Source organism: Novosphingobium sp. TK71, from assembly GCF_055361505.1.
The window spans coordinates 1,420,833-1,432,806 of record NZ_CM143962.1 but is presented as its reverse complement, the minus strand read 5'-3'; the positions used below and the strand labels follow the sequence as shown (position 1 = coordinate 1,432,806).

At 66.9% G+C, this 11,974-nt stretch carries 7 protein-coding genes; all 7 read right to left on the bottom strand.

What is annotated here, in order from left to right:
• Positions 1–5: 5 nt before the first annotated feature.
• Positions 6–1,244, bottom strand: a complete 1,239-nt coding sequence (locus tag ACXJ16_RS06580) for an efflux RND transporter periplasmic adaptor subunit (RefSeq protein ID WP_082370554.1) — start codon at positions 1,242–1,244, stop codon at positions 6–8.
• Positions 1,245–1,388: 144 nt separating this feature from the next.
• Positions 1,389–2,411: a family 8 glycosyl hydrolase gene (locus tag ACXJ16_RS06575; protein ID WP_463921643.1), complete on the bottom strand. Its 1,023-nt coding sequence runs from the start codon at positions 2,409–2,411 to the stop codon at positions 1,389–1,391.
• 20 nt (positions 2,412–2,431) lie between these two features.
• On the bottom strand, positions 2,432–2,893 hold the full coding sequence (gene bcsD, locus ACXJ16_RS06570; protein WP_463921642.1) for a cellulose biosynthesis protein BcsD: 462 nt from the start codon (positions 2,891–2,893) through the stop codon (positions 2,432–2,434).
• A complete protein-coding gene (locus tag ACXJ16_RS06565) occupies positions 2,890–6,360 on the bottom strand; it encodes a cellulose biosynthesis protein BcsC (RefSeq protein ID WP_463921640.1) in 3,471 nt (1,156 codons plus the stop codon). The genes bcsD and ACXJ16_RS06565 overlap by 4 nt, the downstream gene beginning before the upstream one ends.
• Positions 6,357–10,814, bottom strand: coding sequence for a UDP-forming cellulose synthase catalytic subunit (bcsA, locus tag ACXJ16_RS06560; RefSeq protein ID WP_463921638.1), 4,458 nt, complete (start codon positions 10,812–10,814; stop codon positions 6,357–6,359). Before bcsA ends, ACXJ16_RS06565 begins: the two co-directional genes overlap by 4 nt.
• Positions 10,811–11,545 carry a cellulose synthase operon protein YhjQ/BcsQ gene (locus ACXJ16_RS06555; protein ID WP_054441489.1) on the bottom strand — a complete coding sequence of 245 codons (735 nt, stop codon included), beginning with the start codon at positions 11,543–11,545 and terminating at the stop codon, positions 10,811–10,813. The genes bcsA and ACXJ16_RS06555 overlap by 4 nt, the downstream gene beginning before the upstream one ends.
• Positions 11,545–11,889: a hypothetical protein gene (locus ACXJ16_RS06550; protein WP_054441491.1), complete on the bottom strand. Its 345-nt coding sequence runs from the start codon at positions 11,887–11,889 to the stop codon at positions 11,545–11,547. The genes ACXJ16_RS06555 and ACXJ16_RS06550 overlap by 1 nt, the downstream gene beginning before the upstream one ends.
• Between the last annotated feature and the right edge of the window lie 85 nt (positions 11,890–11,974).

Below are 11,974 nucleotides of genomic sequence, written 5' to 3'. Positions count from 1 at the left end.
GAGGCTCAGCGACCCTTGCCGGAAGACTGGCCTTCGCCGGCCTTGCCTGACGAGGGGACGACCTTCTGTGGGCTCGACGCCGCTACCGGCTGGATATCGGCACCCTGCTTCAGTCCGTTCAGGCCCTGGACGATGACCTTGTCGCCCTTCTGGAGGCCGGACGTCACGACGGTGTTCGTGCCTTGCGTGCGATCGGCGCTGACCTTGCGGCGTGCGGCCTTGTTGTCCGCGCCTACGACCATGACATAGGCCGAACCGTCGAAGTCCCGCTGGACAGCGTTCTGCGGCACCAGGTAGGCGCTGGGATCGGTCGCCTGATCGAACACGGCCGAAACGAACATGCCCGGCAGCAGCAGACCGTCCGGGTTGGGGAAGCTGGCGCGCAGGGTTACGGTGCCGGTGTCCTGGTCCACGGTGACTTCGGAGAACTGGACGGTGCCCGCCGAGGCATATTGCGTGCCGTCGTCGAACTTCAGGTGAACCTGGGTGCTGCCGGGATTGACCCCGCCCGCGGCGAGCTTGCGGCGCAGGGCCGTGATGTCCGCGGCGGATTGCTGCATGTCCACGTAGATCGGGTCCATGCGCTGGATCACCGCCAGCGGATCGGTCTGGCTGGCGCTGGCAAGCGCGCCCACGGTCGAGAGCGAGCGACCGATGCGGCCGCTGATCGGCGCGGGCACGGTGGTGAAGCGCAAGTTGATCCTCGCCGTATCGAGCGTGGCGGCGTTCTGCGCGATCGAGGCCCTGGCCGAGCGTGCGGTGGCGAGCGCGTCGATATAGTCCTGCCGGGCAACCGCTTCCATGTCGGCAAGCGGCTTGTACCGGTTGGCCTTGGCCGAAGCGGCTTCGGCGGTGGCGCGGGCGCTGGAAAGGTCCGCCTGAGCCTGGTTCACGGCGGCGCGGTAGAGGCTCGGGTCGATCTGGTAGAGCGGCTGTCCCGCGCGCACCATGCTCCCCTCGGTAAAGAGGCGCTTGACGATGACCCCGGTGACCTGTGGGCGGACTTCGCTGGTTTCGAAAGCGACGGTGCGACCGCTGAGCGTGACGGCGAGCGGCACGGCGGAAGGCTGGGCCACGATATAGCCGACTTGCGCGGCCGGGCGCTTGTCGTCCTTCTTCTCTCCGCCCGAACAGGCAGCGAGAAAGACAACGGATGCCAGAACCAGACCGGTCTGACGCAGCAGGGGGCCTGCCGCAAGGGAAGAACTCGTGATTTTCAAGTCGCGCACCGTCTGAAATCGCATCGGCGCTGCTATTCAGCCAATTGTTGCCGCCCGCAAGCCGGGTTTTCGCAAGTGCGACAATTTGCGACTAAAAACGAAGATTTGGGACGAAATCTGCCTGTCCTATACGTCAAACGCCCTCCACCGGAGAACGCCCGGCAACGGTCAGTAGCGCGCCAGCATTTGCAGCGAGGCGGCGAAGTAGTCGTTCACGAGTTGCGAAGGCTGCGCCGTGCCAAGCAGCCGCCCGGCTACCGCTGCTCCGCCGGCCGAGAGCGCGTAGTTCGCCTCTTCCCCGGTGACCACGTCCACCCACGCCGGGATCGGCTTGTTCGCCGCCAGGCACGCGCGCCAGTATGCCGCGATATCGGGCACCAGCGCCTGCCTGCCGCCCAGCGCGGCATAGAGCGGCACCCGGATCGCATCGTAGCCGAAGCGCGGCGGCTTGTCCCGGGCGGGGGCGACCTGATCGGGCGCGCTGACGACGATCCAGTCGGACGGCAGGCGATGGGTTCCGAAGCGGGAGAGGCGGGTGATCGCCTCACTGTCGGTAATCACCGGCCCCCAGACGGACTGTCCATCGAGCTTGGCGAAAGCGTCGAGCGCGGGCCAGACGAAGTAGGACGGGTTGAGCGTCACTTCGGTGCCGTTCACGAAACCTTGCAGGCCCGGCAGCAGCAGGCGGCGGTTGTGGCGCTCGATCACGCAGCGGCTGCGGACGGCGGTACGAATCTGCGCGGCGCGGGTGCTGTAGTCGCCGCGGTTCCAGCGCTGTCCGGCCATGCCGAGCGCCCAGGCGATCACCAGGTCGCCATCGGTGGCGTTGTTCTGGTCCGCCACGGGGTTGGGCGAATTGGGATCGTAGCGCCAGGCATGGAGCGCCACGTCGGTGCGCGAGAGGTAGGCCTGGGTCCAGCTCGCGATCTTCTCGAAGGCTTCGGCGTCGCCGGCCTTGTAGGCGAGCAGGAGGCCGTAGCTCTGGCCTTCGCTGTGGCTGACGCCGTTGTTGCCGGTATCCACGATCCGGCCTTCCGGCCTCATGTACATGTCGCGATAGCTGCGCCAGTTCGCATCGTGGGCCGGAGAGCGGCTTTGCGCATCGGTGTTGCAGGCAGCCGTCATCGCCAGCATGAGCCCCAGAGTGAAGTTGCGGCGGTCGATCGCGTGGCCGGAGCCGAGAATGCTCATGACGTGCGGTTCCCTACCGTTCAGCGGCCGTGCCGGAGTTCGACGACTTCACCCTGCCAGCGGGCCGTCGTGTGCAGGGCGGGGCCGCTGCCCAGGACCCGGAACCATCCGTCGTAGGCGCCTTCGAGCAGTCCGAGCATCATCGTGCCCCAATGGCCTTGCGGATCGGGGGTGATCGATTTGGGCAGGTTGCGATGATGGACCACGATCGCATCGTCCCCCACGGCGAGTTCGACCTCGCCCCAGCCGAGATCCTGCCAGAAGCCGTTGATGCGGGCGCAGAGCACGGCTGCGTCGCTGACGCCTTCGAGCGGTTCGAGCACGGCCATGCGCTTGCCGATCGCGGCGAAGAACCCGCGTGCCTGAGCGGTGGGCGCGCCTTCGCACACTTCGGCCGCAGCCATCGCGGCGAACAGCGCGAGGCCGCCGGCGCCGATCTGTTCGCCCTCCTGCTTGGGCGAGGGAAATGCCTGCAATTTCATCGGCCGGTGCTCCCGAAATTCTGTCTCACGCCCAATAAGCTCCGGAACTCGTCATAAGATCCGAAGGTATTGTAACTCGCCTCGCCGCCGATGCGGGTCGTCGGACTGATCTTGTAGTACAGCGAGACATCGCTCGACAGCGCGAAGCCGGTCTTGCTGATGCTGTCATAATACGAACGCACGTCGTTGTTTTCGGCCTTGAGCGCGTCAAGCTGGGCCTGAAGCGTGGGATCGAGCGGGTAGAGCGCCGTCTGATCCTGGCTGTAGCTCTGGAAACCGGGCGTGAACGAGGCTCGCAGGTCGATCCGGTCGTCTTCCATGGTGTAGTTCACCGGGAAGCCGACGCTGATGAAGGTCTGCGGGCTGAAATAGCCGCCGTGTCCGAACGTGAAGTAGTTCTGGCTCTTGTCGTAGCCCTGGTAATTCACGTTGAGGCCGACGGTGAGCGCCGAGTGCTGGCCGCGATAGGCGCGCAGATAGCCACCGACATTCGCCTCGAAACCGTCGTTGCGGGCGACATTGGTGCCGCGGAAGCGGTAATAGCGGCCCTCTGCGTAAACACCGCTGCCCTCATGGTCGTAGGACATGCCCGCGCCGCCTGCCGTGCGCATGACCTGACCCCAGCGCTCGCCCGTAACCGGATCGCGGGTGCCGGCGTAGGAGACGATGCTGTCCGTCACCGGCTTGTGCTCTGCAAAGGCGGTCAGGCGAAGCGCCTCGCCGACTTTCGGGGAGACCGCCGCGCGGAAGGTCGGCTTGGTCTTGCCCATGCCGACCGGCGTGGTACCGCCCTCGACCTGGACGCTGTCGCTCTCGTAACCGGCCGAAAAGGCCACGCCGGAGGCATTCTGCGTTTCGGTCGTCGGGAAGACCGAGGGCACTTCGTCGACAATGGCCTGGGCCTCGATCGTGGCGTTCCGGCCGAAACGGGCCTGTCCCGAGCGGTTGGGGGTTCCGGCATCGATGACGGAGGCTTCCGCCTTGGCGTAGAAGCGGCCGCCGGGTGCGTCGGTGGAGAAACGGGCCGAACCCTTGATCTCATCGAGCTGGCTCAGGCCCTTTTCACCCGAACGCTGGCGATAACCGGTCTCCACATCGACGCGGGGGCCGGAATCCTGCGCCAGCGAGGCGATCTGGGACTGGATCTGCGCCATGACCGGATCGGCGGAATAGGTCGTGGTGGGCGCGTCCATCCCGGCATCGCCGTAACCGCCGGTGACGGGGTATGGCGCCGAGGGCGCGGCCATGGCAGCGCTGCCGTAGTTCGCCGTGCTGCCGTAGCCTGGCGCGCTGCCATAGCTTGGAGCGGCGGCGTAACCGGTTGAAGCGCCGTAGGCAGCAGGTGCGCCGTAAGCGGCAGGCGCTCCGGCAGCGCCGTAGCTGGTCTGGGCCGCGGGAAGGCGGGTGCCGCCGCCGAGAGCGAAGGGATTGACCTGCTGGGGTGCGATCGGCGCCCTGTCCCGGAAGGGATTGGAACCGCCGGCCGGGGTCATCGCCGCGAACGGATTGCCGCCGGCCAGGCCGTCGATCGAGGTTCCGCCCTGACTGCGGGCATAGAGATTGCGCGCGTCCTTGAGCATGCTCATGGCGGCGCGGTCGTTCCCGCGTGCCCGCTCGACATTGGCGAGCGAGAGGCGAACCTGGTAGTCCTGCGGGAAGGCGCGGAGCACGTCGTTCTGGGCGCGGCGCGAAAGATCGCCGTCACCGGCCGCCTGCGCCGTGTCGGCGAGGCCCAGCAGCGCTTCCTTGTCGCCCGGCTTGCGGGCCAGGACGAGCTGCCAGGTCTGCGCGGCGCGGGCGGGCATCTGGCCGCTCTGGTAAAGGCGGGCGAGCCCGGCGAGGACTTCCATGTTGTCCGGCGCGGCGCTGTAGGCGCTTTGCAGGACATCGAATGCTTCGGCGAAGCGGCCGGCCTGACGCGAACGGTCGGCCTGGCTGACCAGCAGCGCGGCGTTCATCTGGCCATAGGCCTGCTGGCCTTCGGCCGAGCTGCCGGCCAGCGTGCTGGCGCGTTGCAGGGCCTGCTGCGCCAGATCGTCACGGCCGACACGGGCGAGCACGCCGATGAGCCCCTCGTAATCGTCGATGCCGGAGACCTGCCCTTGCATCGCGTTTTCCGCGACCGAGGCTGCGCCTTGCGCATCGCCCAGATCGTAGAGCGCATTGGCGATCGCTGCCTGCTTGCCGACCGGGACGGCGTTCATCGCTCCAAGCTGGCGCAGCGAGGCGAGCGCCTGTGCCTGCTGGCCCTGCCCGGCCATCGCCTTGGCACGGGCGATCGCGCTGTCTGTTTTCACGCCGATCGCGAAGCTGCGCATCGGCGCGGTGCGCTGCGTTTCGGGGATCATGTCGATCAGGCGGGCGGCCTCGGTCGAGCGGCCGAGGTCGGCATTGATGAGGGCCGCGGCGTAAAGCGCGTCCGGCTGCCCCTTGTTGACCAGCGAGCGGAGCAGCGATTCCGCTTCGGGAATGCGGCCGCGCTTGATCTGGAATTCGGCGAATTCGTAGCGGATCCACGGATCTTCCGGGTCGAGCACGAGGCCGTTCTGGAATTCGCGGGTGGCGCCCATGTCATCGCCGTTTGCGGCAGCGGCAAGTGCGCGGCCGCGGGCGGCGCGCATCTGGAGACGCCTGTCGTCCGAGCCGCCGCCCTGGCTGGCCTGCCGGTAGAGGTCGGCGGCATCGGCGTAGCGGCCCTGCTTCTCGTAAACGTCCGCCAGCAGTTCGAGAGCGGGTGCCGGTTCCTTGTAGCCCGAGCGGATCAGTCCCTCGGCGACGGATTGCGCATCGGCAAGACGGCCCTGGGCCACGAAGTTGCGGGCATCGGCCATGCCGGCGAAGAAGCGGGCGGAGGAAAGCCCTTCGGCCCACTGGCTTGCCTTGCCGTAGCGCGATGCCTGTTCGAGCAGGTTTGCGGCCTCGGCGAACTGGCTTTCGCGCAGGCGAACGAGTCCGAGGCCGCCCAGCGCGTCGGGATCGCGCGAATTGACGGACAGGGCGCGCTGGAACTGGTTGGCGGCGGACGCAAGGTTGCCGTCTTCCAGCGCGTCGAAACCGGCGACGCGGGCCTGACCGGCGCGATTTGCGGAAGTGGTGGGCGCCGGAGCACTGCGCGCCGGTGCGGCCGCGACCCGCGCGGGCTGGCTCTGTGCGGGAGCCTGGGAGCGCACGGGCGCGGGCTTTGTTGCCGTGGCGGTTCTGGCCGCAGGCTTGGGAGCCGGCCTAGGCGCCGGGGCAGGGGCGGCGTTCATCGCCTGAGACACCGCCGCACTGCCGGGATCAAGCGCCTTGGCGCGGCGCAGGGCCTGCTGGGCAAGGTCTTCGCGGCCCTTCGAGCGCCAGTACTTCGCCTGCTGCAGCAGCGCATCGACGCCCGCCGCCTGTGCATGGGAGATACCCGTCGTCGCCGTGGACAAGAGCAGGGCGAGCGCGACGAGGCGCAGGCGGGTCGTCATCGCGGAAGTCATGCGGTTTCGTCCTGGTTGCCGAGGCGGCGCTGCGCCTGGCGACGGAAGTACAGGTAGGTCGGACCGGCGAGGATCGCCGCGAGCAGGAGCGAGAACAGGCCCATCAGCATCGGACGCTGGCTGAACCAGTAGGCCAGCTTCATCCAGACCGGCAGTGAGCCGACCCAGTAGCGGTCGCCGATGGCGAAGCTTGTCATCCCGTCGCCCTTGGTGACCGCGAGGTCGCCCTGGATGGCGGCGTTGATCTTCACGTCCGACATGCCGTCCACGAGCGCGGGCAGGGCAGCGGCATTGTCGGCCATCAGGGCAACGACGGTGCGGTCCGAGGAGAACGGCGAACGGAAGCTGACGATGCCGGAGAACCCGCGTGCGTTGTAGACCAGCGGCGCGGCGGCCATCGGATCGTCGTGCTCGGTGCCGCCGAAGAACGAGGTGGCATACTGGAGCGGCGAACGTTCGGTGACTTCGAGGTGGCCGTTCACGTAGCGCACCGGCGACTTCTCGAAGAGAGAGCCGGCAGAGGCGAGTTCGACGCCGCCGACCACGAGCACGTCCTGGTCCTGCAGATCGCCCGGATCGACCGAGGATGTCACGGTGATGCCGGTGACCGGAACGCCGGTGGAATCGCCGAAGCGGCCCATCAGGTTCAGGAAGGCCTCGACCGAGGCGGACGACGGGTTCGCCGCCATCAGGACGGTCGTCTCGGCAAGGTCCGGTGCCGCCGTGAACGGGAAGCCGGCGCCAGCGAATGTCGCAAGGTCGGGCATCATGATGGCGTGATAGGCCGAGGTCAGGTCGATCGTGCTGGTGGGGTCGATCGAGGTGCGCACGTTCTCGGGAAGGGTGCCGGTGCACTTCTTCTTGTCGGCGATGATCAGGTTGTAGTCGAGCGTCAGCTCGTTCTGGCCGAACAGGTTATAGCGCGGCAGCACGACCGTGGCGGTGGAATCCTGGTTCTTCGCGCCGGAAGAACCGAACAGGTTGCCCCACCAGGTGGAGCTGAGCGGCAGCGTCTTGAGGTACTGGCCGTTCAGCGAGACATCGAGGCGCGAGGCCCGCTGGTCCAGCCACTGGGCCACCGGATAGCGATAGCCCAGGTTCAGGCGGCCGCCTTCGCGGGGCCAGAAGAACAGGTCGGGCGCGACACGGAAGCTGGCGCTCAGCGCGCCGGGGCGAAAGCCCATGCCCTGAAGCGCATAGGCGGGCATGATCTTGCCGAGTTGCACCGGCTTGTCCGTCGAAATCCAGCGCAGGGCGCCGTAGCGCGGCCAGGCGGGGATACGCACGCCGTCGAAGGACATGCGCTGGCCGCCGAACACGCCGCGTCCGAGCGCCACGGCGCCTGCTGCCACGCGCAGGTCGGCGTCGTTGCGGCCGGTGAGGACCAGCAGGGTTCCGTTGGGATCGGCGGGGTTGCGCAAGGCCATCGCGGTGGGGCCGGTGGGGGCGGCGATGTCGAGGCCGGGGATAGACTGGCCGGCCTTGAGGAAGACCACGGCATTGCCCCTGGGCAGCGCGCCGAAGACCGGCTTGAACGAGAACCCGCGATAGGAGGCCAGCGAACCGAGCCACGAGGCGGTTGCCGCCGCCGCTTCCAGTTCACCCTTGTGCGGCTGCCCGGCGAATACGAAGGGCATGCGCAGCGGCACGTTCTGGCCCTTGTCGAAGAAGGGCAGCGGCAGGCGCGACAGGTCCGGCTGGAACGTCAGCGGCTGGTACTCGAGATCGAGCCACGAGCGGGTGTTGCTGATATTGGCCCAGAGCACCGAGTTGAACGGATCTTCGCAGTCCCGGGCATAATGGCCGACGAGGCGCAGGTTCAGCTGGTTGTCGCCTGGCAGCAGAAGCGCCGCGTTGACCGGAATGCGCAGTACCTGACCACCGGAATCGGCGCGGGTGAGCGGCAGGGTCTGCACGACTTCCCCGTTCACGATCACCACGAGGTGAGTCATGTCGTCGAGCATCATCGGCGACCAGGCCATCTGCAGGGTCAGGACCGCCGAGGTGACGATGCGGTCCTGACGCATGCCGAAGGGGATGCCGATTTCACCCTGCGTGCCGAGCAGGCGAATCGGACGGGTGATTCGCATGTCCTTGAGCGTAAGGCGTTCGCCGATGCCGCCCCGGGGGGCGTCAACGGCATCCGCGCCGGACGCGGGAGCGGCTGTGACTGCGGCATTGGCGACGGGAGCCGCGTGGACTTCCCTGCTGCCCAGCACGATCGTCGCCACGCCGAGCGCCAGCGCGCCTGCCACTGCCGCGGCCTTGGCGAGCGGGACGAGCGAACGGTTCTTCGCTTCCTTCTTCGCTGGCTTTTCGGCTGGCGCGGCAGGGGTGCGGGCGGCGATCGCGGCCATGGCCCGACGTTCGGAAAAATTGAGACGCAACATGCGCTTGATCGTTACCATGTCGACAAGGATGATGTCAGCCAGAGATCGCAGGCCGCTGACCTGGGCATGAGGGCCGGTGGGCTGCCAGGCGTCTGCGCGGCCCATGACCGCGCGCACGAGGTGGCGTCCGGCCAGCATGTCCAGCTTTTCGAAGCGAACGTAAGCATTGCTGCCATTGGAACGCACGGTCTCCACCGGGATCGACAGCACTTCGTCGCCCATCGCCAGAGTGATATGGCTGACATTCACGTCGCGAACGGGAAGCTCTGCCGGCAGCGCAAGGGCAGCGCCGCCCATCGAGATGTCGATCGTGGTGGCCGAAAGGACGTGACCGGAATCGAGATAGGCGGTCACCGGCAGGGGAACCGGGATGCGGATGTCCTGGCGGGCCTGCCGGGTTTCGCGCGCCACCGATACGGCGGCCAGCAGGATGATGAGGCTGAAGGTCGCCCAGGCGCAGTTCAGCACCAGCGTATCGGTCTGGATGTTGAACATGTAAGGGAAGAACGCCCATTTCACGACGGCCAGCAGGATGCCGCCCACGAGCAGGCCGATGCAGATCAGGTGCGGCCGCACGATCGCCCAGTCGAAATAGGTCTTGTCCAGCAGGGAGCCCTTGTCGGTCACGTTGAACTTGCCCTTGCGCGGCTGGATCCAGGTCATCAGCGTCGGCTTGACGAGATGGAAGGCGAGAATGGTTTCGTAGACTTCGCCCCAGAACGGCCGGCGATCGCCGCCTTGCGTGCGCTCGTTCGCCACGGAGGAGCAGAACAGGTGCGGCATCGCATAAGCGAAGATGAGCGAGGCCGAGGCCTGGATGATGTTCTGGCCGAAGATCAGATAGGCGAGCGGACTGGTCAGGAAGGCGATGCGCGGCAGCGGGTACTGGAAGTGCAGCATGGCGTTCAGGTAGCAGAGGCGCTGCTGCCAGGTCAGGCCGCGGCCGAGCAGGGGGCAGTCGATGCGCAGGATCTGCGTCATGCCGCGCGCCCAGCGGATGCGCTGGCCGACGTGAAGGACGAGGCGCTCGGTGGCAAGCCCGGCGGACAGGCGCGCGCTGATATAGGCGGTGTTCCATCCGGTGCGCTGGAGCTTGAGCGCGGTATGGGCGTCCTCGGTAACGGTTTCGCCCGCGAAACCGTTGGTTTCCTCCAGCGCCTCGCGGCGGATGATCGCGCAGGAACCGCAGAAGAAGGTGGCGTTCCACAAGTCGTTGCCGCCCTGCACCGGGCCGTAGAACAGGTCGCCCTCGCCGGGCATGTCGCCCATGGTGGAGGCGAGGTTACGCTGCACCGGATCGGGCGAATACATGTGGTGCGGCGTCTGCAGCAGCGCGAGGCGCGGGTCGGTCTGGAACCAGCCGACGGTGAGCTGGAGGAAGGCGCGGGTGGGAACGTGGTCGCAGTCGAAGATGGCGATCAGTTCGCCGTCGGTCTTCTTCATGGCCGCGTTGAGGTTGCCCGCCTTGGCGTGCAGGTTGTTGTCGCGGGTGAGGTAGCCGCATCCCGCTTCCTTGGCGAAAGCGCGGAATTCCGCGCGCTTTCCATCGTCGAGGATGAAGATGCGATAACGATCGACCGGATAGTCGAGATCCATCGCCGCGAACACCGTGTTGCGCACGATGTCGAGGCTTTCGTTGTAGGTCGGAATGTAGATGTCGACCGTGGGCCAGGTCCCGGGTTCGCCCTTCGGTTCGATGACCGGCCGGTCAAGCGGCCAGCTCGTCTGGATGAAGCCGAGGATCAGGATCACCCAGGCGTAGAGTTCGGCGAGGTAGAGCCCGGTGCCGAACAGGAATTCGGGCAAGGTGCCGAAGGCCAGCGTCTGCGTCGTGCGCCAGAACATGTAACGCGTGGACATCAGCACCGCGAGCAGGCCGAGCGCCAGCGAGCCCTTGCGGCCGGGCCAGCGCTTGAGGATCAGGGTCCCGAAGATCGTGACGCCCGCGAACACCCATTGCGCGTTGTTGTCGAGCGGTACGCCGATCACCATGGCGGCGATCAGCGCGATCGGCAGGATCGCAAGGTAAGGTATGGCGCGGTGCGAAACGAGCTTCTGGATCATGCGGCGCGGCTCTCGGCAGGGGCGATCCATGCGCGCGAAGTCGATTCGAGCGAGGGCGTCACGGCTTCGGCGATCTGCTGGGCATCGGTGAGCGCGACGCTGGCGGGGGCATAACGGCTCAGCGGCTGCAGCATGGCCATGGCTTCCGGCACCGCTTCGTCGAGGCGGATGCGGCCGATCAGCCGCGGTCCGGCCAGTTCGCGGATGAACGCCGCGCCGTGGCGGCCGAGGCGGCGCGTCTCGTCGAGGGCGTTGATGACGAAGGCGGTGCGGGCAAGACCTTCGACGCCGGCTTCACCGAAGACCTGCGGCAGCATCGCCAGCGTATCGGGCTGGGCATTGATCGTGCAGACATGGGCGCAGGCATGTTCGATCAGCCGGCGCGCCACGCGGGTATCGCCCGAGGGCACGTCCACCACCAGTACGCGGTCCTTGCCGGGCTGGAGATATCCGAGATCGCCCAGCATCGGCACGAAGTCCAGGTCTTCGGAAGCCCGGCGCCAGCTGCGCAGGTTGATCCCGCCGACGAGAACGGCTTCGTCAGCCGGCGCGGTGAGGGCGGGCAGAGAGGTTGCGGGCGAGAGGCCGAAGTGCAGCGGCATCGAATCGCGCGGGGCCAGCGTCAGCACCGTGACTTCGGCACCCTGGGCGGAAAGGCCCATCGCCAGGTGCGCGGCCACGAAAGTGTTCCCGGCGCCCCCCTTGGGACCGTGGCAGACGATCATCGGCATCAGATTTCCCCCCGGGCGCCAAGGTCCGACAGATGGCGCAGCATTGCTCGTACATCGCGAACGGGTTCTTCAACAACTGCTTTTGCAATCGATGGTGAAGCGGTCTGTTCGTAGCGGCTGAAAAGATTCTTGAGCGGCTCGGCGGCCAGCTCGATCCCGGCCTCGGCGGTTTCGACCGCGGGCGTTTCGGGCACCGTCTGGTCGAGCGTCTGAAGGCGCGGATCACGCAGCAGCGCTTCGAGAATGGGCCAGAGTTCAAGGTCGGTAAAACGATCCTCGAATTCCTTGTAGGCGAACTCGTTGCGGCCCAGTCGGTCCAGCAGGTTCCTGGCATCAATGCGCATGGCAATCCCCGTTGTTGCCCGGAGAGAACTGACAACTAATGGTTAATATCGTGTTTATACGTACAGGACCCTGCTGAAAAACCCC